The 21,574-nt window shown below is 69.5% G+C and carries 14 protein-coding genes, 1 other RNA gene and 1 pseudogene; 5 read left to right on the forward strand and 11 right to left on the reverse strand.

Features of this window, described 5'->3' with window-relative positions; translation table 11 throughout:
* Together ASD78_RS21355 and ASD78_RS02345 are read right to left on the reverse strand one after the other, a co-directional pair.
* A pseudogene (locus ASD78_RS21355) lies at positions 1-1,260 on the reverse strand (hypothetical protein); the annotation flags it as partial.
* Entirely contained in the window at positions 1,148-3,481 is a 2,334-nt protein-coding gene (locus tag ASD78_RS02345; protein ID WP_056098169.1) for a DUF6531 domain-containing protein, read from the reverse strand. The gene ASD78_RS02345 and the pseudogene ASD78_RS21355, both read right to left, overlap by 113 nt.
* A gap of 533 nt (positions 3,482-4,014) precedes the next feature.
* On the opposite strand from ASD78_RS02345, the gene ASD78_RS20435 reads away from it, so the two are divergent.
* On the forward strand, positions 4,015-4,416 hold the full coding sequence (locus ASD78_RS20435; RefSeq protein WP_156087548.1) for a hypothetical protein: 402 nt from the start codon (positions 4,015-4,017) through the stop codon (positions 4,414-4,416).
* Between the two features lie 184 nt (positions 4,417-4,600).
* Here the strand turns inward: ASD78_RS20435 and ssrA are convergent.
* Positions 4,601-4,954, reverse strand: a transfer-messenger RNA (tmRNA) gene (ssrA, locus tag ASD78_RS19760).
* 165 nt (positions 4,955-5,119) lie between these two features.
* Here ssrA and ASD78_RS02355 point away from each other — a divergent pair.
* Positions 5,120-6,169, forward strand: coding sequence for a nitronate monooxygenase (locus ASD78_RS02355; protein ID WP_056098176.1), 1,050 nt, complete (start codon positions 5,120-5,122; stop codon positions 6,167-6,169).
* A gap of 805 nt (positions 6,170-6,974) precedes the next feature.
* Here ASD78_RS02355 and ASD78_RS02360 read toward each other — a convergent pair.
* Complete coding sequence (locus tag ASD78_RS02360; RefSeq protein WP_056098179.1) at positions 6,975-11,402, reverse strand: DEAD/DEAH box helicase; 4,428 nt, start codon at positions 11,400-11,402, stop codon at positions 6,975-6,977.
* Positions 11,403-11,608: 206 nt separating this feature from the next.
* A complete protein-coding gene (locus ASD78_RS02365; protein ID WP_162250115.1) occupies positions 11,609-12,031 on the reverse strand; it encodes a CBS domain-containing protein in 423 nt (140 codons plus the stop codon).
* Positions 12,032-12,298: 267 nt separating this feature from the next.
* Between ASD78_RS02365 and ASD78_RS02370 the strand changes: the two genes are divergently transcribed.
* The gene (locus tag ASD78_RS02370; RefSeq protein WP_055899439.1) at positions 12,299-12,478 is read left to right on the forward strand and encodes a hypothetical protein; all 180 of its coding nucleotides are present in this window, start codon (positions 12,299-12,301) and stop codon (positions 12,476-12,478) included.
* Between the two features lie 111 nt (positions 12,479-12,589).
* Here ASD78_RS02370 and ASD78_RS02375 read toward each other — a convergent pair whose 3' ends face one another.
* Both ASD78_RS02375 and ASD78_RS02380 read right to left on the reverse strand, forming a co-directional pair.
* Positions 12,590-12,925 carry a BON domain-containing protein gene (locus ASD78_RS02375; RefSeq protein WP_082575395.1) on the reverse strand — a complete coding sequence of 112 codons (336 nt, stop codon included), beginning with the start codon at positions 12,923-12,925 and terminating at the stop codon, positions 12,590-12,592.
* Positions 12,926-13,067: 142 nt separating this feature from the next.
* A complete protein-coding gene (locus ASD78_RS02380) occupies positions 13,068-13,250 on the reverse strand; it encodes a hypothetical protein (protein WP_055899442.1) in 183 nt (60 codons plus the stop codon).
* Between the two features lie 241 nt (positions 13,251-13,491).
* On the opposite strand from ASD78_RS02380, the gene ASD78_RS02385 reads away from it, so the two are divergent.
* On the forward strand, positions 13,492-13,968 hold the full coding sequence (locus ASD78_RS02385; RefSeq protein WP_056098239.1) for an MgtC/SapB family protein: 477 nt from the start codon (positions 13,492-13,494) through the stop codon (positions 13,966-13,968).
* A 3-nt stretch (positions 13,969-13,971) separates the two neighbouring features.
* Here ASD78_RS02385 and ligD read toward each other — a convergent pair whose 3' ends face one another.
* Both ligD and ASD78_RS02395 read right to left on the reverse strand, forming a co-directional pair.
* Positions 13,972-16,431 carry a DNA ligase D gene (ligD, locus tag ASD78_RS02390; protein ID WP_056098181.1) on the reverse strand — a complete coding sequence of 820 codons (2,460 nt, stop codon included), beginning with the start codon at positions 16,429-16,431 and terminating at the stop codon, positions 13,972-13,974.
* A gap of 36 nt (positions 16,432-16,467) precedes the next feature.
* The gene (locus ASD78_RS02395; protein WP_056098183.1) at positions 16,468-17,376 is read right to left on the reverse strand and encodes a Ku protein; all 909 of its coding nucleotides are present in this window, start codon (positions 17,374-17,376) and stop codon (positions 16,468-16,470) included.
* Positions 17,377-17,582: 206 nt separating this feature from the next.
* On the opposite strand from ASD78_RS02395, the gene ASD78_RS02400 reads away from it, so the two are divergent.
* Entirely contained in the window at positions 17,583-18,794 is a 1,212-nt protein-coding gene (locus ASD78_RS02400) for an FAD-binding oxidoreductase (protein WP_056098185.1), read from the forward strand.
* A 78-nt stretch (positions 18,795-18,872) separates the two neighbouring features.
* Here ASD78_RS02400 and ASD78_RS02405 read toward each other — a convergent pair whose 3' ends face one another.
* Together ASD78_RS02405 and ASD78_RS02410 are read right to left on the reverse strand one after the other, a co-directional pair.
* The gene (locus ASD78_RS02405) at positions 18,873-19,595 is read right to left on the reverse strand and encodes an OmpA family protein (RefSeq protein WP_082559487.1); all 723 of its coding nucleotides are present in this window, start codon (positions 19,593-19,595) and stop codon (positions 18,873-18,875) included.
* Positions 19,596-19,970: 375 nt separating this feature from the next.
* Positions 19,971-21,386 (reverse strand): wax ester/triacylglycerol synthase family O-acyltransferase, encoded by a 1,416-nt coding sequence (locus ASD78_RS02410; RefSeq protein WP_235566429.1) that lies wholly within the window; start codon positions 21,384-21,386, stop codon positions 19,971-19,973.
* Positions 21,387-21,574: the final 188 nt, after the last annotated feature.

Consider the following 21,574-nt stretch of genomic DNA (forward strand, 5'->3'; position numbering starts at 1 on the left):
CTGGCCGGCGGCGTCATAGCCGTAGTGCAGCGACAGGCCGCCGCTGGCGTTGTCCTGGATCGTCTGGGCACGGTAGTCCAGGTCGAGGCTGCGCGACAAGGTGCGTCCGTTGCCGTAGGTCCAGCCGGTGGCGGGGCCGAACGGCGCGTAGCTGACACCGTTGAGCAGTACGGTGCGCGGGCCCTCGACGGTCAGACCGATCTCGGTGACGCGGCCCAGCGCGTTGCGCACATAGTCGACGACCGCGCCGTCGGGATAGGTGATGGCCTGCAGGCGGCCGGCAGCGGTGTAGGCGTAGCGCGTTACCAGGGCCGAACCGCTGCTGTAAGGCTGCTCCTTGCGCACTACTTGCCCGAAGCGGTCGTAGCAGAAGCGGGTGACGCGGCCTTCGCGGGTGGTGGCGCTGGTCAAACGGCCCTGGGCATAGGTTTCGCCGGTACCGCAGCCGGCGTGCACGGTGTCGTAGCCGTAGGCCACGCTGGGCGGGCCGAACGGCGTTTCGGCCACCAGGGTCAAGCGGCTCAAGGCATCGTAGGCGTAGGTGCGCGGCTGGCTGTCGTTGGCGGCCTGGCGGGTAGCCAGATTGCCGGCGCTGTCGTAGGTGTAGGCGGTGATGCCGGTGTCCGGGCTGGTGAGTGCGGTGACGTCGCCGAAGCCGTTGTAGGCATAGCCGGTGTTCAAACCCTTGGGGTCGGTGACCTGGGTGACCTGATCCAACGCGTCGTACTGGTACAAGGTTTCGGCGGCGATGCCGCCCGGGTCCTGGACAGTGCGCGAGACGCGGTTGAGCGGGTCGAAGTCGTGGTCGACCACGCGGCTGAGCGGGTCGGTGACCAGGTTGGGGTTGCCGTCGGCGTCATAGGTGGTGCCGGTGATGTGGTTGCCGGCGTCCTTGTGCTGCGTCTGCTCGCCCAGGGTGTTGTAGGCGCGGCCGAGCTGGCGGCGCAGCACGGCGCCGCCGTCCTTGGTTTCTTCCTTGGTGCGGTTGCCGGCGGCGTCCAGGGTGTAGTGAATGGTGTTGCCGGCGTTGTCGGCGACGTCGGTCAGGCGCTGGGCGGCGTCGTAGGTGAAGACGACATAGCGACCGTCGGGCTGGGTCAGGCGCTGGACCAGGCCGGTGGGTTCGTAGATCGCGGAGGTGATCCGATCATCCGTTTCGCTGCCGGCATTGGGGCCGCGGACCTTGGTGGCGGTGAGCCAGCCGCGCGGGTGGTACTCGTAGTCGGTGACCACGTCGGACACGTCCTTGACCGACAGCACCCGGCCCTGGGCGTCGTACTGCAGCACCTCGGTCACCTGCCCCAGCGCGTTGGTGGTCTTCCACAGGTCGCCCTTGCGGTGCGGGCAGGTCGTGGGCGCGGACGCGCAGCCGGCGTCGTCGCTGGGGTAGTAGGGTCTTCCACAGGTCGCCCTTGCGGTGCGGGCAGGTCGTGGGCGCGGACGCGCAGCCGGCGTCGTCGCTGGGGTAGTAGGCGTAGGTGGTGACGTCGCTAACGTCCGTGCGTGGGCCGTCGATGGACTTGAGCAGGCCCAGCAGCGGGCAGGTGCTGTTGCTGGCGGCGACGTCGACGGCTTCGCAGTAGGCGTAGGCCGTGGTGCGGGTGGCGTTGGTGGTGGTGTCGCGCACGGTGACCGAGGTCGGCTGCTGGCGTGCGTTGCGGGTGATGCGGGTTTCGCGGTTGCCGACCAACGTCATCAGCACGCGGTTGGTCGCCAGCTCGGTGCGCTGCTCGGTGGTGCGCGCCTGCGCGGTGCCCTGGGCCTCGGTGACGGTGTGCTTGCGCACCGTCAGGCCGGACGGCGTGTCGGTGAGTTCGGCGTACTCGTGCTTGGTGACCGTGCCGTTGCGGTCGGTGACGGTGTCGAGGCGGCGGCGGAAGTCGGTGGACTCGGGGTAGTAGGTGTAGCTGAGGGTGGTGGCACCGTTGTTGACGGAGGCGACCTTCTTCGGGGCGCCGCTAGGCGGGGCCGCGGTGAAGGTATAGGTGTTGGTGCGCTGGAGCGGATTGGTGACGGTGGCCGTGCCCGAGGGGCCGTAGTCCAGCAAGGTCGGGGCGCCCACCAGATCGCCGCGCACGCTGTAGTCCGCACGCGCTTTGGCATCGTAGTCGTAGGTGCTCAGACGGCGGTTGTCTTCGGCCGTGATGCCGGTGAGCAGTGCCGGGAACGACGCCGATGCGTAGTGGTAACGCAGCTGTGCGCCGCCGCTGTAGGTCGCCGTCTCGACCTGCCCGGCCGCGGTATAGGCATAGCTCGCCAGCACGGTGCCGGCGGAACTGATCGACGCGACCGGCGCATTGCCCTTGTTCGAGGCATAGGCGATGTCGAGCGTGCGGCCGCTGCTGTGGGTCAGCGTGGTCAACCGTTGCAGGCTGTCGTAGGCATAGCTCAGCGTGGAGCCGTCGTCGTAGCGCTGCTGCAGCAGGCGGCCGTCGGCATCGAAGCTCAGCACGCGGTCGGCGCGGTACAGCGTCCACTGCGCGCCGGCGGCGACCAGACGATCGCCGCCGCCATCGCTTGCCTCGTAGGCCGCGCCCACAGGCTTGAACGGCGTGTGCACCCCGTTCTCGTCGACCAGACCGTAGTGCAAGGTCGAATTGCCGCTGAGCGGATCGGTGCCGATGGTCAGACGGATGTTGTGCGAGTGCGTCCAACCGTTGCCGAAGCCGCCGCCCGCTGACGAACCGGTGGAGTTGTAGCGGCGCTGGAACGACACCCAGCCCAGGTCGAAGTCGCGCGTGGCCTCGGTCTTGTTACCGCTGCCCGGCTGGCAGTCCTCTTCGTTCGGGCACATGCGCACCGGCGCGCTGGCATAGGTCATCTCCGACCCAGGCACGCCGGCGCAGGCCTGCTTGGCCGCGCTCCAGGCATGCACGGTGATGTTCGGGCACTGGATCGAACGGTTGCGCAAGATCGAGCCGTTCTCGTTCGTGCTGGTGCAATTGCCGGGCGAGCCGACCGCATAGCTGGCCGTGTAGGCGGTGTTCTCGTTCAGGCTCTGCCCATTGTCCCAACTGCTGTCCACCTGCCAGTTCGGCGACACGGTCACGACGGTGGACGCCGGGCAGCCCTGCCCCACGCTTTCCGCATCCAGGCGCTGCGTGATCTGGTCCACGACCATCTGCAAGGTCGCGTTCGGCTGCTGCGGGTCGAGCAGGGTGTGATGGCTCCACTCGCCTACTACCGGCGGCACGCGTTCGAACTCGTACTGGTAGATCGTGCGGTCGTCCAGCACGGTCTGCTGGGTCACTTCGAAACTGAAGGGGCCATAGGGCAGCGAGAAATCATGCAGGCTTTCCATGTCCTGCTGCACGGCGCGCTCGGTGGCGTGCGGGCCGTTGAACGCCCAGTCGCTGACCCAGACCTGCCCGATTTCCTGCGCCGAGGCGGCGCCAGCCAGCAGCGACAAACACCCGAGTGCGACGGCCGCCCAGCGCGTACGCGCGGCGGTGCGGTGGCGGTTCAATCCTTCGTAACCCATACCATCCCTTTTTCGAGTTGTCTGCGCCGGCCTAGCGGACGGCGCGGGTGTTGCCTACGTACGGCACCGGGCCGCACGCACGAATGCATTACACGACGACCCCGTCGCCCGGACTGCGACAGGTTGAGCGCGAAATCGGACAGCGCCGAGACAGGCGCACGACGGACGCGCGACCCGCGGCGAATCGTTGCGATGGGGCCGACGGCGAACGGCCGGCCGATCCACATTCCATATGCATCACTGCTTTGCTCCCCTGTGGGCTGCAGCGGTTCCTTGCGTCGCCGCGCGCGGAAGAGTCCGGGAGCGACGTGAGGCCAGCTTCAAGGAGCGCCGACTGCGCCGTCAAGTGCCGCGCCCAAGCTTCGAACCTGCTTGAAGTGTGCCGGCAGGCCGGAGGCGCCCGGCATCGCAAACGACAGTTGCGTCGGTAACGCCGCTACCGATCGTCGTGTGCCAAAAAGCACCATCGGTAAATAGAAAAGACATTCCGTAAGGCGATTGAGTCTTTCCGGATCAGGATGAAGTGCTTCCGGATGGGCCGGATCGCCTTCCCGATAACGGTCCAGCCCTTCGCGAACAGGTCGAAGGCGTTCGCGAAGGGCGCGCGGGTGTTCCGGAAAGCGGCGGCGGCCTTCGCGAAGCCGATGCGGCCCTTCGCGAATCGCCGCAGCACACTACGGAAGGCTGTCGGCGGCTTCGGTAGTACGGCAATGCCTTACGCGAAGCCGGCGCGGGTTTTCGCGAACCACTGCGGCGCCTTACGCAAAGCCGCCAATGGCTTCGATAATACGGCCAGGCTTTACGCGAAACCGGCGCTGCCCTTCGCGAACCACTGCGGCGCCTTCCGCAAGGCCGCCGACGGCTTCGGTAACCCGGCAAACGCCTTACGCGAAGCCGGCGCTGCCCATCGCGAAGGGGCGAACGCCCTTCGATAAGGCCATCGAGGATCAGCGCCGGTCAACGCGCTTTCCATTAGGCATGGGGCTCCATTAGCCCTTAAGTGAACGGCGCCCGCCCTATCCGCTGAGATTCCCGCAACCGCGGGACTGCATGAAGCAGAAAGGGCCGGAAGCCTTGGTTGGCTTCCGACCCTTTCTGAGCCGTCCTGAGACGGATGTATGGTGGAGGTGGGCGGAATCGAACCGCCGTCCGAAGGCACTCCATCCCCGGCACTACATGCTTAGCGCTCCGTTAGATCTCGCCCCCGGACAGCACGGCGCGCAAAGCGCATCCGGGAACCAGCCTGTTTTGGGTTGACCAGGGATTGACAGGCAACCGTCCCCAGCGATTCCGTGATGATGACCCTACGCTGCGAGCACGGACACAAGCAGTTTCGGGGCTTACGCCTTAAGCGGCGAGAGCGTAGTTGTCGTCGTTGGCAACTAAAAGTTTGCAGCTGGATTTACGAGGAAAGCTACCCCCTCGGCATGCGCCAAGCGATTTTGCAACCCCCGTCGAAGCCAGTGCACCCCCGGGGACAGCTAACGCTGACCCGATCAGTATAGGGACGGCGGGCGCATTCACAAGCGCGGCGACGGCGGCGGTTCATCTGGGCGGCTGCGGCGCGCTCACGGCCGCAGTGCGCCGTCTGTGCCGATAATCCGCAAGATGCCCCCTGCCTTCGCGGACCCCCCAGCCATGACGCTACGCGACCTGCTCGGACTCGATTTCCCGCTGATCCAGGCGCCCATGGCCGGCTCGCAGGGCAGCGCGCTCGCGCTAGCGGTCTGCAATGCCGGCGGGCTGGGCTCGCTGCCGGCGGCGATGCTGAGTCCGGCGAGTTTGCGCGAGGAGCTGACCGCGATCGCGGCGCAGACCGACCGTCCGTACAACGTCAACTTCTTCTGCCACACGCCGCCCGCGGCCGATGCCGATGTCGAGGCGGCTTGGCGCCAGTCGCTGCTGCCCTATTACCGGGAGTTCGGGATCGATCCGGACGCCGGCGGCGCGGCGGTGGGTCGGCGCCCTTTCGATGCCGGGGCGGCGGAGCTGCTGGCGCAGTTCCGGCCGCGCGTGGTCAGTTTCCATTTCGGCCTGCCGGCGCCGGAACTGTTGGAGCGCGTGCGCGCCTGGGGCGCGACGGTGCTGGCCTCGGCGACCACCGTCGAGGAGGCGCGCAGGCTGGAGGCGCACGGCGCCGATGCGGTGATCGCGCAGGGGCTGGAGGCCGGCGGGCACCGCGGGCACTTCCTCGACATGGACCTGAGCCGGCAGCTGAGCACCTTCGCGCTGGTGCCGCAGATCGCGCGCGCGGTACGGGTGCCGGTGATCGCCGCCGGCGGTATCGCCGATGCGGACGGGGTGGCGGCGGCGATGCGTCTGGGCGCGGCCGCGGTGCAGGTCGGCACCGCTTACCTGCTCTGCCCCGAAGCCACCACCAGTGCGGTGCATCGCGCCGCGCTGGGCAGCGAAGCGGCCGCGCATACCGCGCTCACCAACCTGTTTTCCGGGCGCCCGGCGCGCGGCATCGTCAATCGTTTCATGCTGGAGCGCGGGCCGATCAGCGCGTTGGCGCCGCCCTTCCCGCTCGCCGGTGGTGCGCTGGCGCCGATCCGCGCGCATGCCGAGGCACAAGGCAGCGGCGATTTTTCGCCGTTGTGGTCGGGGCAGAATGCGAGCGGCTGCCGTGAGATTCCGGCGGGCGAATTGACGCGGGAGTTGGCGCGGGGGTTCGAGCGCGTAGTTTGAGTCTGCTTCCTGTGGGAGCGGCGTAAGCCGCGATTGCGTGGCCGCGGACAGCGCTAGTCTCCGATCGCTGCTGTCGACATTCTTTTGTGCTATCGCTGCAGAGCAGTTCGCGCGCTTTTCATTGTCGCGGGGGAAAGGCGACGCGTCGATTATGGCGGGTCTGGCGCGCTTCGAGAGTCGCGATGCAGGTGCGGGGTCGCGATCGCGGCTTACGCCGCTCCCACAGGGTGCTTGGGAAGGTGCGTCGTTGGTGGAGGTCGCGGTCGCGGCTTACGCCGCTCCTACAGGGTGGCTTGGGGAGGTGCGTCGTTGGTGGGGGTCGCGGTCGCGGCTTACGCCGCTCCTACAGGGTGCTTGGGAAGGTGCGTCGTTGGTGGGGGTCGCGGTCGCGGCTTACGCCGCTCCCACAGGGTTCTTGGGAAGGTGCGTCGTTGGTGGGGGTCGCGGTCGCGGCTTACGCCGCTCCTACAGGGTGGCTTGGGGAGGTGCGTCGTTGGTGGAGGTCGCGGTCGCGGCTTACGCCGCTTCCACAGGGTGTTGGGAAGGTGCGTCGTTGGTGGGGGTCGCGGTCGCGGCTTACGCCGCTCCTACAGGGTGCTTTGGGAGGTGCGGCGTTGGCGGGGGTTCGTGGTCGCGGCTTACGCCGCTCCTACAGGGTGCTTTGGGGAGGTGCGTCGTTGGTGGGGGTCGCGGTCGCGGCTTACGCCGCTCCTACAGGGGGCTTTGGGGAGGTGCGACGTTGGTGGGGGTTCGTGGTCGCGGCTTACGCCGCTCCTACCCCGGGGCGCGAAATGGGGGTGAAGGCTTAACGCAGCGCTTCGGCCAGGCCCGGGGGATACAGGGCGGTGTCGGGGTCGGCGGCGGTGCCGCGGCGGCGGACCAGGGCCTGGCGTACGCGTTCGGCGTCGGCCGGGGTCACTTCTTCTTCGATCATTTCGACCTTGCCCGCGCTCAGGCAGGCGATCGGCAGGCCGTCGCGGAACAGTAGGCGCGCGCCCGGCAGGCGGGCGACGCGGTCGCCTGCCAGTACGGTGCCGGCCAGGTTGAGCGGGTCCATCGCCGAGACGCAGATCAGTTCGCCGCTGTCGGGGCGCTGGCGTACCTTGCGCAGCGCGCCGATCGCGTCGGGCAGCGCGAACTGTTCGCCCGACATGCCGTCGACGAAGCGGCCGCCGCGGATTTCGCCGCGCGCTTCCCAACGCCGGTACACGCGCAGCAGGTCGCGCCACGGCGGCAGCCAATTGGCTTCGCGCTCGATCAGGCGCCAGAACACCACGCCGTAGCGGTTCAACAGACTGCGCGCGGCGTGTTCGACGGTCTCGGCGTCGATGACCGGCGCGGGCGAGCCGTCGTCGGCCGAACGCGGGGTCAGCGACCAGCGGCCGGCGTCCTGGATGCCGAACATCGGCGTGCGACGGCTGCGGCCGCCGCGCGTGCCTTCGCGCTTGGACGGCGGCACCAGCAGCGCGCGCAGGCCGGCGTAGCTGTCGCAAGTCACGCGCCCGCGCGCGACCAGTTCGCCGAGCGCTTCTTCCAGTTCAGTCTTGAGCAGGTGCGCGCCGCGTTCGAGTTCATCGAAGAAGGAGGCGCCGCGCACGCGCAGGCAGTCGACCACCTTGGCCGCGCGCGAGGACAGCGGCGCCTCGTCGGCGCGGCCGGCGGTCAGCGACGACCACACCGCCAGGTCGCGGCGCGGCAACAGCACGATCGGGGTCTGCCGCACCGAGGGCGCGGCGGCGTTGCTGGCGGCGTCGCTACGCGCCGGGCGCAGCCGCGCCCAGGTCACGCGGCCGGCGCCGCACAGGTCGTCGAGCCAGCCGCTGGCGTAATCGGCGATGCGCGCGCTCAGCAGCTCGCTTTCCCAGGCCGCGGCCGGCGCCTCGTAGCCCTGCAACTGAGTCAGCACCGCCTCGACCGCGTCGCGGCCGCTCATGCGGGTGGCGGCGGACACGCGCTGCCAGTCGAACAGGAAGCGCACGAAGTCGCGCGGCGACACCGGTTCGATCTCGCGGCGCAGACGGCCGACGGTGTAACGGTGGATGCGCGCGAGCAGGTGGCGCTCGCACCACTCCTCGTCGCCGCCTTCGCTGCTCTGGCGGCTGAAGCGGCCGCGCATCACGTAGCCCTCGCTCTCCAGCCGCGCCAGGGCGATCTCCACCGCCACGCTCGGCTGCCGTAACGATGACGCCAAGGCCGGCACCGTGGCCGGGCCCAGGCCGGTCAGGCGCGAGCGCAGCCATTCGGCGAGCACGGCCTCGGCCTCCCAGGCGACGGCGGCGTATTCGGCGGGCACGTCAACTTGCGGCGCCCAGCGCGCCTCGGCGAACAAGGCGCGCGCCTGCGGCAGGGTCTCGGTCGCGATCCACAGCGCAGCTTCGTCGCCGGCGTCGAGGGCGGCCTGCAGCCGGGTCGCGCGGCCGGCCCCGGCCAGGGCCTGCAGCCACGCCAGCCAGCCGTGCGCGCGCGCCTCGCCGTCTTCCACGTAGCTCAAGCCGATCAAGGCTTCGTGCATCTCGTCGGCGTTGCGCGCTTCCGGCCAGGCCTCGGCGCGGACCGCGGCGATGGCTTCCGGATCGAGGCGGCCGAGGTCGTCGGCGCTGTCCGGATCGGTATAGCGGCGGCTCATCACCGCCTGGGTGCGGCGTTCTTCCAGCGGCGCGTCGTCGAGGAAGGCGTAAGGGCGCGCATTGATCGCCTCGGCCGCGATCGGCGACGGGCCGGTGACGTCGCGCGCGATCACCCCGACCTCGCCGCGTTCGAGCCGGCCCAGCAGCCGCAGCCAGCCGGCGGCGTCCATGGCCTCGTACAGGCAGTCGTGCAAGGTCTGCGCGACCAGCGGATGGTCGGGCACCTCGCGCTCGCCGGCCAGGTTCTCGGCGCAGGCGACCTGGTCGGGGAACACGGTCGCGAGCAGGTCTTCGCTCTTCATGCGCTGCAGCTGCGGCGCCACCTTGCGCCCGCCGACGAAGCGCGGCAGCGCCAGCGAGGTGGTCGCGTTCCAGCGCCAGCGCACGCCGAACAGCGGCGCGTCCAGCAGGGCCTGGATCAGCACGTCCTGGGCGCTGGCGCTGTGCAGGTAACGGGCGACTTCGAGCAACGGAAAGCTGTGGCTGGTCGACAGCGACAGCACGATCGCGTCCTCGGTCGCGGCCGCCTGCAGTTCGAAATTGAACTTGCGGCAGAAGCGCTTGCGCAGGGCCAGGCCCCAGGCGCGATTGATGCGGCTGCCGTAGGGCGTATGGATGACCAGCTGGGTGCCGCCGGACTCGTCGAAGAAACGTTCCAGTACCACCGTGTCCTGGGTCGGCACCGCGCCCAGGGCGTAGCGCGTGCGCGCCAGATAGTCGACCAACTGGGTCGCGGCGTCCTCGCCCAGGCCCAGCTCGCGCGCGATCGCGGCAGCGACCTGTGCGTGCACCTGCGCCAGCGTGGCCGGGTCGGGTTCGCCGTGCGCGGCCAGTTGCGCGTCCACCATGCCGCGCAGCCGCGACACGCCCAGCGACAGTTCGTCGCTGCGGCCCGGCGCTTCGCCCAGCCAGAACGGGATGTTCGGCGGCGCGCCCTGCGCGTCCTCGACCCGTACCCGGCCCGGCTCGACGCGCAGGATGCGGTAGCTGGCGTTGCCGAGCTGGAACACGTCGCCGGCCAGGCTTTCGACCGCGAAGTCTTCGTTGACGTTGCCGATGGTGGTCGATTGCGGCTCCAGCAGCACGGCGTAGTCGCCGGTATCGGGGATGGTGCCGCCGGAGGTCACCGCGGTCAGCGCGCCGCCGCGGCGCGCACGCAGGCGCCGGTGCACGGCGTCGCGATGGACGTAGCCGGCGCGTGGGCCGCGCCGGGTGGTGAAGCCCTCGGCGAGCATGCGCACGACTGCGTCGAAATCCGCGCGCGCCAGCCGCGCATACGGCCAGGCCTGGGTCAGGCGCGCGTACAACGCGTCCTCGTCCCACTCGCGCGAAGCGACCTCGGCGACGATCTGCTGCGCCAGCACGTCCAGCGGCGCGACCGGCACTTCCAGCGCGTCGAGTTCGCCGCGGCGCACGCAGTCCAGCAGGGCCGCGCATTCGACCAGATCGTCGCGCGACTGCGGGAACAGCCGGCCCTTGGGCACGCCGCCGACGTGGTGGCCGGCGCGGCCGACGCGCTGCAGGAAGGCGGCGATCGCGCGCGGCGAGCCGAGCTGGCAGACCAGGTCGACGTCGCCGATGTCGATGCCCAGCTCCAGCGACGCGGTCGCGACCAGCACCCGCAACTCGCCGCGCTTGAGCCGTTGTTCGGCATCCAGGCGCAGTTCGCGCGAGAGGCTGCCGTGGTGCGCGGCGACCGCGTCCTTGCCCAGAAGCTCGCCGAGATGGCGGGCGGCGCGTTCGGCCATGCGCCGGGTGTTGACGAAGACCAGGGTGGTGCGGTGTTCGGCGACCAGCCCGGCCAGGCGTACATAGACCTGGTCCCACTGCTCGTTCGACATCACCGCGCTGAGCGGCGACGGCGGCAGTTCCAGGGCCAGATCGCGGCGCTTGTCGTAGCCGATGTCGACGATCTCGCAGTCGGGCCTGCCGTCGGCGGCGATCGCGCCGGCGCCGACCAGGAAGCGCGCGACCTCCTCGATCGGTTTCTGCGTCGCCGACAGGCCGATGCGCGCGATCGGGCGCTCGCACAGGGCCTGCAGGCGTTCCAGGGTCAGGGCCAGATGGCTGCCGCGCTTGCTCGCGGCGACGGCGTGGATTTCGTCGACGATCACCGTGCGCACGGTCGACAGCATGGCGCGGCCAGATTCGGAGCCCATCAGCACGTACAGCGACTCGGGCGTGGTCACCAGCAGGTGCGGCGGTTGCTTGCGCATGCGCGTGCGCTCGCCGGCGGGGGTGTCGCCGGTGCGCACCGCGCTGCGGATACCGGGATCGGGCCGGCCCATGCGCGTGAGCTGCTCGCGGATACCGGCCAGCGGCGCGTCGAGGTTGAGGTGGATGTCGTTGGACAGCGCCTTCAACGGCGAGACGTAGACCACCACGGTCTCGTCGGGCAGCCCGCCCTGCTCGTCGGCCTGGCGCACCAGGGCGTCGATCGCGGCCAGGAACGCGGTCAGGGTCTTACCCGAACCGGTCGGCGCCGCGACCAGGGTATGGCGGCCGGCACGAATCGCCGGCCAGGCCAGAACCTGGGCCTGGGTCGGCGCCGGGAAGGTCGCCGCGAACCAGGCGGCGACGGCGGGATGGAAGGCGGTCAGTGGCATGGCGCGCGGCGCGGTCGCTGCTGCGGGAATCCGGTGGGGGCCGGTTCCGGTATGGGGGCGGCCGGGACGTTTCGGAAGGATAGCGCCGTGGCGGCGGCGGAACGCCGGAGCGGCTGCCGGGGCAGCGTTCAGCGCCGCGCGCCCTGTCCGACGATGTCCCGAGTCTGCCCTGCCCCCGTCTCAGCGACTGCGACTGCGCCGCCCGCTCAGCCGGGCGGCATCGAGACCTCGCGCACCACCTCGGCGGTCGCCCGGCTCTTGCCGGCCAGGGCGATGTCGGCCAGCGAAACGATGCCGGCCAGACAGCCCTCGGAGTCGACCACCGGCACGCGCCGGATCCGCGCGCGCTCCATCAGGTCGATGCAGTCGCGCAGGTCGGCGTCGACGCCGACGGTGCGCGCCGGCGCGGTCATGGCATCGCCGGCGGTGGCGCTGCCGTCGCCGCCGGCCGCGACGACCCGCACGGTGATGTCGCGATCGGTGATCACGCCCATCGGGAACCCGCGCGCATCGAGCACGGGGATTTCGCCGCAGTCGTAGTCGGCCATCATCTGCGCGACCTCGCGCAACGGCGTGGTCACGTAGCACGAAGCCGGGTTGGGGGTCATGTAAGCGCTCACAGTGGCCATGCGGACTCTCCTTCGGTTCTGGTGTGCCGCACTGCCGGCACGGAAATTCAGCAATCGAGATGCTCTGCAATCGAACACCGCAGTGGATCCGGGCCGCCGGCCGGCAGCCCGGTGCGGACGCGGTGCGTAACGCAAGCCGGCCCGATCAACGGCCATGCTGCGCCTGGCCGTGTGTACGGCGCGTCCGCGCCGGCCGTTGTATCCTCGGCCCGGTATGCGTCCTTGACGCGATACGCCCTGCGATGCGACATCAACGGAGAGAACGCCATGACGACCAAGCTGGACAAGCCGCTGCGACGCGAACTGGAAATCGGCGACAAGCTCTACACCCTGACGATCGACGGCCACGGCCTCAAGCTCACCGAGAAAGGACACCGCAAGGGCATCGAACACAGCTGGAACGACATCATCGGCGACGACAAGAACGCTTCGTCTCCGAGCGACTGATCGCCCTGGCCGCGACGGCGACGGTTCCCGCCGTCGCGGCCTTGCGCATCGCGACCGAATCCCGCGATGCCATGCATTACGATGCCGACGCCTGCCGTCGGCGCGTCGACGTCATTTCTTGGCGACCATCAGGCCCTTGGCGTCGACGTTGCGCACGCCCTGCACGTTCTTGGCCACCGCTTTCGCCTTGTTGATCTGGGCCTGGCTGTCGACCTTGCCCGACAGCGAGACCACGCCGTTCATGGTATGGACGTCGATCTTGAGGCCCGACACGTCCTTGGCCGCCAGCAGTTCGGTTTTGACCTTGGTGGTGATCCAAGTGTCGCTTACCGGCTGACTGGACTCGCCGGTCGGCGCGGGTTGCGGGTGTTCCTGGGCAAGTGCCAGCGCCGGCGCGATCGCGATCAGCGCGGCGGCCAGAAGGGAAACATTGAGTTTGCGAATCATGTGCGTGCTCCTGAGGAAGGGATGCCGGCGCGAACGATGCATTCGGGACGCGGCGGACGATTACGGCGATTGCCAGGAGGTGGGCGCCGCGGACGGAGGCACGGCATCGAGGCGCGATGCCGAATGACTCGGTGGCGATGACTCAGTGGTGGCTCTTGCGACCGGAGCCGGACTTCTTGCCGCCGCCGTCCTGCTTGTTGACGGTCGCCCAGGCGCGTTCCTCGGCGGTTTTCTCGGACACGCCTTCCTTGCGATAGCCCTCTTCGATATGTTGGGCCTGACGCTTTTGTTTGTCGGTGTAGGCGGATTTTTCTCCACGGGGCATGGGGGCTCCTCCCGCCGGAACCATCCCGGCGTGAGTGCGACCGTAGTCCGCATGCGGTAAAGGCGACGCCACGATTGTGTTAGCGAGTCCGTGGACACAGCAAAGCGGTCACGATGCGCTCACGAATGCGGCGCTATCACTTCTTTATCGCAGTCAGGGAGCATGCGCGTGCATTGCATTTCGCATCATCGCCACGATCATGAATGCGCCGGCGCGGATGAACGCGCGCGCATCGCCGGGCATGGACATCGCTGAACAGTTCCGCGTCCTGGTCGACACCGCCTACGCGATGGGCCTGGGCGGGCTGATCGGGCTCGATCGCGAGATGAAGAATCGCCCGGCGGGCTTCCGCACCCACATGCTGGTCGCCGGTGCGGCGGCGCTGCTGATCGGCATCGGCCAGCTCGGCCTGACCGATCCGCGCCACCTCGCCAACGATCGGATCGCCGTCGATCCGCTGCGCCTGGTCGAAGCCGTGGTCGCGGGCGTGGCATTCATCGGCGCCGGCACCATCTTCTCGCGCCGCGGCGGCAACGCGGTCGCCTGCATCACCACCGCCGCCTCGCTGCTGATGGTCGCGGTGATCGGCATCGCCGCGGGCTTCGACTACCGCTTGCTGGCGCTGGCCGCCACCCTGCTGACCCTGGCGGTGCTGAGCCTGCTGAACGCGTTCGAACGCCGCATGGCCGCGCGCGCGCCGCGCAAGGACGACGCCTGAGCTTCACAGTTTCGGCAGGCGCTGGCGCGCACTCGCGAAACCTTCCCAGGGATCGGCGCGCAGGCGCGCGGCGCGGCGCTGGGCCTTGGCCAGATCGAAGGCATTGGGCGCGCCGACGCGCGCGAGTTCGTCCCAGCGCAGCGGCATCGCCACCGGCGCGCCGGCGCGCGCGCGCAGCGACCAGCTGGCCACGCTGGTGGCTCCGCGCGCGTTGCGCAGCCAGTCGATGAAGATCCGGCCCTGGCGCTTGGCCTTGGACGCGGTGGCGACGTAGCGCAGCGGCGTGCGCTCGACCATCGCGTCGGCGAAGGCCTCGCAGAAGTGCTTGACCGCGGCCCAGTCCGGGCCGCGCTGGATCGGCACCACTACATGCATGCCCTTGCCGCCCGACAGCCGCGGCCAGCTGCGCAGGCCCAGTTCTTCGAGGCGGTCGCGCACATCGCGCGCGGCGCGCTTGAGCTCGCTCCAGGGCACGTCCTCGTCCGGATCCAGATCGAACACCAGCCGGTCCGGGCGCTCGACGTCGTCGACCTTGGCGCCCCAGGGGTGGAACTCCAGGGTGTTCATCTGCACCAGCGCCAGCACGCCCTCCACGTCGTCAACGTAGACGTAGTCGGCGCGGCCAGACGACTCCTTCAACGCGATCGCATGCACGCCCGCGCCGAGGCTGTCGGCGTGATGCTTCTGGAAGAAGCAGCTGGCGCCGACGCCATCCGGGCAGCGCAGCAGCGAGATCGGTCGCTGCGCCAGCTCCGGCAGCAGCCAGGGCGCGACCGCTTCGTAATAGGCCGCGACCTGAGCCTTGCTGATGCCGTCCTCGGGAAAGACGATGCGTTCGGGATGAGTGAGCTTGGTGGCAGGCATGGCGGCGGAGTCCGAAGGCGGTGTTAGATCGTCGCGCACGCGCAGGAAGCTGGCCTGGCGCACCAGGCCCTCCTTGCCGCGGCCGCGCGAGTGGATGTCGACGGTCAGGCGCGGCGCGACCCAGGTCACGCTGGCGGCGGAGAACGGCACGTGCCCGGGCAGCTTCACGGTCGGCGACCGGCGGCGCAGGGCTTGCAGGCGTTGGGTCAGCGTGCGCAGTTGTTCGTCGCTGAAACCGCTGCCGACGCGCCCGACGTAGCGCAGCCCGCCGCGCTCGGAGGTCGCCAGCAGCAGCGAGCCGAAGCCTTTGCGGCTGCTCTTGGGCGGGGTGTAGCCGACCACGACGAAGCTTTCGTCGGCGACATGCTTGAGCTTGATCCAGTCGCCGCTGCGGCCGCTGCGGCCGCCGCGGTACGGCGCATCGGCGCGCTTGCTGACGATGCCTTCCAAACCCGCATCCAGGGCGGCCTGGAATACCTGCGCGCCGGCGCCGTCGATATGTTCGCTGAAGGCCAGCAGCGGCGTGGGGTCGGCCGCCAGCAGGTCGCGCAGCAGCGCGCGCCGGTCGCGCAGGGCGCAGGCGCGCAGGTCGACGCCGTCCAGGTAGAGCAAATCGAACAAGACCAGGCGCAGATCGTCGTTGTCGCCACGTTCGAGCTCGCGCTGCAGGCGGGCGAAATCGCTGCGACCGTCCGCGTCCAGCGCGACCAGTTCGCCGTCGACGATGAACTGCGCGGCCGGGAGTTCGCCCAGGGCCGCGATCAGGCGCGGCAGGCGTTCGGTCCAGTCGAGCGCGTTGCGCGATTCCAGCCGGACCGCGCCGCGCCGGCCGTATCCGAGCATGCGGTAGCCGTCCCATTTGACCTCGTGCAGCCAGTCCTCGCCCACGGGCGCGGTCGTGCGCAGGGTCGCCAGCTGCAATTCGACCGTGTCCGGCATCGTGGCGACGCGGGCGCCGGCGCAGGCCAGGGCGCGGGTCTTCCAGCGTTTGCCGGCGGTACGCGGAGCGGCCTTGGCGGCAGCCTTTTTCTTAGTCGCGGGCGGCTTCGGCTTGGCTTGGACGCGCGTGCGCACCGGTTTCGCCGATCCCTCGAGCAATCCGTCGGCATCGATGTCGCGCGCGTAACGGTCGGAGCGCTTGATCAATAACCACTGCGGCTGCCGGCCCGAGGGCCGCGTACGCACCAGGGTGTAGCGACCGTGCAGGCGCTCGCCGTCTAGTTCGAACTCGAGCTTGCCGGCGCCGATCTGCTCCAGGGGATCGCCCTCGGCTGACCAGCTTCCGCGATCGAACAGATCGACGTGGCCGGCGCCGTAGTGGCCTTGCGGGATGTCGCCCTCGAAGCTGGCGTAGGCCAGCGGATGGTCTTCGACCTCGACCGCGAGCCGGCGCTCGCCGGCGCGCAGCGAGGGCCCCTTGGGCACGGCCCAGCTCTTGAGCACGCCGTCGACTTCGAGGCGGAAGTCGTAGTGGCGGGCGCGCGCATGATGCAGCTGCACCACGAAGATCGGCGCGCGGCCCCGGCGCGCCTGCGCCTGCGCTTCGGGCTCCGGAGTCTGGCCGAAGCGGCGCTTGCGCGCGTAGTCGCGCAGGCTCACGCGGCCCCCGTGGCGCCGGCGCCCGCCGCGGCCACGTCAGGCCGTCTTCTTGCGCGCCGGACGCCGGGTCGCGCGCTTCTTGGCCGCGGCCTTCTTCGCCGGCGCGGCCTTAGTCGCCTTGGCAGTCTTGGCCGGCGCCTTGCCGCCCTTCTTCTCCAGGCTGCGCTTGAGCAGCTCGGCGAAGTCGATGACGTTGGTGGCGGCGTTCTCGGGCAGCGATTCTTCGGGCTCGCCCTTGCGACGCACGACCTTCTTGGCCTTGACCCGTTGCTCGATGACCTTGTGCAGGCGCTGGCGGAAGTCGTCCTTGTAGCTTTCCGGCTTCCAGTCCGAGCTCATCGACTTGATCAGCTCTTCGGCCATGGCGACCTCGCGGCTGGAGATCTTCCACTTCTCCAACTTGCCCTGCGGCAGCTTGTAGTCTTCCGGGTCCACCAGCTCCTGCGAGAAGCGCAGGATCATCAGCAGCAGCGCGTCGCCCTTGGGCATCACCGCGGCCAGATATTCGCGGGTGCGAATCACCACCCGGCCGATCCCGATCTTGCCGGTGCGGCGCAGCACTTCGCGCAGCAGCACGTAGCCCTTCTCGGCTTTCTTGCCCGGCTCCAGCACGTAGGGTTTTTCGTAGAACTCCGGCCCGATCGCGCCGGCATCGACGAAGCCGTCGATATCCACGGTTTCCTTGTGATCCGGCGCGGCCGCGGCGATGTCGGCCTCCTCGATCACCACGTAACTGCCCTTGTCGTACTCGAAGGCCTTGACGATCTCCTTCCACGGCACCTCCTCGCCGGTTTCGGCGTTGACGCGCTCGTAACGGATGGGCGCCTTGTCGCGACTGTCGAGCATGCGGAAATGCAGGTCGACGCGGCGTTCGCCGGTCATCAGCTTGACCGGGATATTGAGCAGACCGAACGAGAGCGTGCCGGTCCAGATCGGGCGAGCCATGAGGCGTCCTCCGCGAAGGGGACCGCCGCGCGCGTCGAGCGAGCCGGCGGCCGAGGCGGCCTACTGTGCCTCCCTCGCCGTCGAACCCGGGTGAAGCGGATGAACGCCGGCGAACCTGCGCTCACCCTGCCACGACGGCCGATCGGGTGTGCTGTGCCCTGCTTTCCGTCGACGGACCCGCGCATGACCCAGTTCCGCGCATCGCCATGGACCTGAAGAGCGGCTACCCCTATTGGGCCGTGCGCAACGGCCTGATGCATGCGTTTCCGGCCCTGGACGGCGATGCGCGCTGCGACGTGGCGGTGATCGGCGGCGGCATCAGCGGCGCGCTGATCGCCGACGAACTGGCGCGCCACGGTCACGAGGTGATCGTGATCGAGCAGCGCGACGTCGGCTGGGGCAGCACCGCGGCCAGCACGGCGCTACTGCAGTACGAGATCGATACCCACCTGATCGACCTGAGCGAACGCTACGGCGAGGACGCCGCCGCCCTCGCCTACCGCGCCTGCGGCGACGCGGTGATGGCGCTGCGCGAGCGCACGCGCGGCCTGGGCGGGGTCGACTTCGCGCGCGTGGACAGCGTCTATTGCGCGAGCAAGCAGCGCCATGTCTACGTGCTCAAGCACGAACTCGCGCTGCGCCGCCGCCACGGTTTCGACGTGCGCTGGCTCAATGCCGCCGATCTGCACGAGCGTTACGGCCTGCATGCGCCCGGCGCGATCCTCAGCAGCCTGGGCGCACGCGTCGATCCCTACCGCATGACCTACCGCCTGCTGATGCGCCTGGCCCGGCAAGGCGTACGCGTGTACGACCGCAGCGAGATCGCGGCCATCGAACCCGGCGCCCGCACGGTGCTGCTGCGCACGCCGCAGGGCCACGTAGTGCGCGCGGCGCAGGTGGTGATGGCGACCGGCTACGCAGGACAGCGCTGGCTGCGCCAGCGGCTCGCCCGCAACCACAGCAGCTACGCCTTCGTCACCGATCCGATACCCGCGGCCGAGCTGCGCGGGCTGGACCGGACCATGGTCTGGGAATCGGCGCGGCCCTATCTCTACCTGCGCGGCACCGGCGACGACCGCATCATCGTCGGCGGCGAGGACGATGCGATCGACGTGCCGGCCAAGCGCGACGCGCGTCTGCACAAGAAGACGCAACGCTTGGTGCGGCAGGTCGCGCGGCGCTTTCCGGGCCTGGAGCTGGCGCCCAGCTTCGCCTGGGCCGGCACCTTCGCCGAAACCGAGGACGGCCTGCCCTTCTTCGGTCCGCATCAGCAATACGGGCCGCGCGTGCATTTCGCGATGGCCTACGGCGGCAACGGCATCACCTATGCCGAGATCGGCGCCGGGCTGCTGCGCGCCGTGATCGAACGCCGGCCGCACCCGCTGGCGGAGCTGTTCTCGTTCCGGCGGATGGGCTGAGACCGACGTTGCCCGGCAACGCGAACGGGCCGCTTTCGCGGCCCGTCCGGTGCAGCTTCGAGGCTAACGACGCGTGGTTCAGGAGCGCAACGGCACCAGGGTGATCTCGACGCGGCGGTTCTGGGCGCGGCCTTGCTCGGTATCGTTGCTGGCGATCGGGCGGGTCTTGCCGGCACCGGTGAGGATGAAGCGGTCGCGGACCAGGCCGCGCGACATCAGGTAGTTGCCGACCGAAGCGGCGCGTTGTTCGGACAGGCGCTGGTTGACCGCGTCGCTGCCGATGCTGTCGGTGTGGCCTGCGACCTCGACGATGGTCTGGTTGTACTCCTGCAGGGTCGAGGCGACGTTGTCGAGCACCGGATAGAACTGCGAGTCGAGCTGGGCGCTGTTGAAGGCGAAGGTGATGTTGCTGGGCATGTTGAGGGTGATGTTGTCGCCCTGGCGGACCACGTCGACGCCGGTGCCGGCCATGCGGTCGCGCAAGGCGCGCTCCTGGCGATCCTGGTAGTTGCCGATCGCGGCGCCGGCCAGGCCGCCCACGCCCGCGCCGACCAGGGCGCGCTGGCGGCGTTCGGTGGCGTCGTCGCCGCTGAGCAGACCGGCCGCGACGCCGGCGAGCGCACCGATAATGGCGCCCTTCTGGGTCTTGTTCATGCCGCCCTGCTGCTGCGGGGGCGGGTACTGGCCCGGCGGGTACTGCTGCGGCTGGCCGCCGTAGTAGCCACCGCCGCCGGTGGCGCAACCGGCGAGCGCTGCGGTCATCGCAGCGGCGGCCAGCACGATCTTGATCTGGGTTTTCATGGGGGTTTTCCTCAGCTGAACTCGGCAGGGCACAAGCTAATCACGCCGGCGTCGCGGACGGGTGACGGGCGCGATCGCCAGTTCAGCTGTCAGTTCGGCTGTCGGCCCAGTACGTGGCGCGGGTCGCGGGACGTCTGTGGGCCCGGAGTGAACTGCGATTGCGCAGGTTCGGTGGCGATTCGCATCGCGACTTACGTCGCTCCCACAGGAAGCGGTGGTGTCGCGAGTGTGGGGGCTGGTCGCGGCTCACGCCGCTCCTACCCCGGGGCGCGGCGAATGCGTGACGAGGGCGTGAGTTGCGGCCGCGCGAATCGACCGCGGCGCGCGGGTGCGATTCGCATCGCACCCGCTCGTGGGGATACTAGGCTCCGGCGCTCAGGCGTCGAGCGGCACCAGCGCATCGGCGCCGGCGGCGTCGAGGGTGCGGTCCCAGTTGCCCATCAGCGCCAGGTACAGCAGCTTGTCGAACTCGGCGCCGAAACGGCTGATCACGGCGTCGGGATCGGGGATCAGCTTGGCGTCGGCGATCAGGCCGAAGTGGACGCGGCCGTTGTAGCTGAGGATGGAAATGCCGACCCCGATCGAACCGGTCTGCGGCACCCAGAACATCATCTCGCGCAGGGTGCAGCCGGCCAGGTACAGCGGCTGCTGCGGCCCGGGCACGTTGGTCGCGACCGCGGTCGCCTTGCGGCTGAACAACTCCAGCGCCAGCCCCTGGACCTGCGACGGCGCCATGCCGAGCGCAGCCAAAAGTCCAAATGCGACAATGGCTTGGCGTGAATTCTTAAGGTTATTCATGCACTCGGCGACGCGCTCGATCCGGCGGATCGGATTGCCCTCGCCGACCGGCAGCTCCAGGAACACCAAGCCGAAATGGTTGCCGAGTTTCTTGGCGTGTTCGAGCGGGCGCAGGTTCACCGGCACGGTCGCGCGCAGGGTCACGCCGTCGACGTTGTCGCCGCGTTCGATCATGTAGTTGCGCAGCGCGCCGGCCGCGGTCGCCATCAGCACGTCGTTGACGGTGCAGTCGCAAGCGCGGCCGACCGCCTTCACTTCTTCCAGGTCCAGCGGTTCGGCCCAGGCCACGCGCTTGCTCACGCCGAGCTTGCCGCGCAGCAGCGAGGGCGGGTCGTCGGACAGCGCCAGGGCGTTGAGCAGTTCGCGCGCGATCTCGCCGCCCTCCTTGGCCAGCATGCCGGCCAGGGTCGGGTCGCGGTACATCTCCATGCCCTTCTCGAGCGCGCGCGAGCCCAGCTTCATGTAGCGGTCGACCGCGCCGACCCGGCGCGCGACTTCGGCGCCGTCGGTCTTGAGCCAGGCATGCGCCAGATCGCTGCCCTTGGCCGGTTCGCGGGTGGTGTCGGTCAGCGACAACAGCACCTGGACCAGGGCGATGCCGTCGGCATAGCTGTGGTGGATGCGCGCGACCAGCGCCGAGCCGCCGTCGTAGCGTTCGATCAGGTGGAACTGCCACAGCGGCCGGCTGTGGTCTAGCGGGCTGGATGCGAGCTGGCTGACGAAGCGTTCCAGGCCGCGCTTGCCGGCGCGCCCGGGCAGCGCGGTCAGCTGCACGTGCCAGTCGAGATCGAAATCCTCGTCGGTCTGCCAGGACGCGCCTGCCGGCGTGTCGACCGCCTTCTGGCGGAAGCGCGTATAGGCCAGGAAGCGCTGTTTGACCACGCGCCGCAAGGCGTCGATCGACATCGGTTCGGCGAACATCAGCACGCCGGTGATCATCATCGGATTGGTCGGTCGCTCCATGCGCAACCAGGCCGTATCCACTCGCGACATCGGTTCGCGACGCGCTCGTTTGCGCGGTTCTGCTGTGGCCATGCGCCCTCCAAGCGTCTGCGCCGAGTGAATCACGCAGCCGCGAGCGGCGTCAACGCGGGTGTGCCCGATTCGAGATCGGGACGTGGAGATCGCGCGGCGACGCGGGTCGAATCGCCGGGCCGCTACCGCGCCGCCGAATCGCCGCG

The organism is Lysobacter sp. Root667 (assembly GCF_001427715.1).
Classification (GTDB): domain Bacteria; phylum Pseudomonadota; class Gammaproteobacteria; order Xanthomonadales; family Xanthomonadaceae; genus Lysobacter.

Excerpts from the sequence above, each read along its gene's own strand:
- ASD78_RS02345 (WP_056098169.1), bottom strand. The coding sequence starts at position 3,481 with ATGGGTTACGAAGGATTGAACCGCCACCGCACCGCCGCGCGTACGCGC.
- ASD78_RS02370 (WP_055899439.1), top strand. The coding sequence starts at position 12,299 with ATGACGACCAAGCTGGACAAGCCGCTGCGACGCGAACTGGAAATCGGC.
- ASD78_RS02400 (WP_056098185.1), top strand. The coding sequence starts at position 17,583 with ATGGACCTGAAGAGCGGCTACCCCTATTGGGCCGTGCGCAACGGCCTG.
- ASD78_RS20435 (WP_156087548.1), top strand. The coding sequence starts at position 4,015 with ATGGGCCGGATCGCCTTCCCGATAACGGTCCAGCCCTTCGCGAACAGG.
- ASD78_RS02385 (WP_056098239.1), top strand. The coding sequence starts at position 13,492 with ATGGACATCGCTGAACAGTTCCGCGTCCTGGTCGACACCGCCTACGCG.
- ASD78_RS02355 (WP_056098176.1), top strand. The coding sequence starts at position 5,120 with ATGACGCTACGCGACCTGCTCGGACTCGATTTCCCGCTGATCCAGGCG.
- ASD78_RS02380 (WP_055899442.1), bottom strand. The coding sequence starts at position 13,250 with ATGCCCCGTGGAGAAAAATCCGCCTACACCGACAAACAAAAGCGTCAG.
- ASD78_RS02375 (WP_082575395.1), bottom strand. The coding sequence starts at position 12,925 with ATGATTCGCAAACTCAATGTTTCCCTTCTGGCCGCCGCGCTGATCGCG.
- ASD78_RS02410 (WP_235566429.1), bottom strand. The coding sequence starts at position 21,386 with ATGTCGCGAGTGGATACGGCCTGGTTGCGCATGGAGCGACCGACCAAT.
- ASD78_RS02365 (WP_162250115.1), bottom strand. The coding sequence starts at position 12,031 with ATGGCCACTGTGAGCGCTTACATGACCCCCAACCCGGCTTCGTGCTAC.
- ASD78_RS02395 (WP_056098183.1), bottom strand. The coding sequence starts at position 17,376 with ATGGCTCGCCCGATCTGGACCGGCACGCTCTCGTTCGGTCTGCTCAAT.
- ASD78_RS02360 (WP_056098179.1), bottom strand. The coding sequence starts at position 11,402 with ATGCCACTGACCGCCTTCCATCCCGCCGTCGCCGCCTGGTTCGCGGCG.
- ASD78_RS02405 (WP_082559487.1), bottom strand. The coding sequence starts at position 19,595 with ATGAAAACCCAGATCAAGATCGTGCTGGCCGCCGCTGCGATGACCGCA.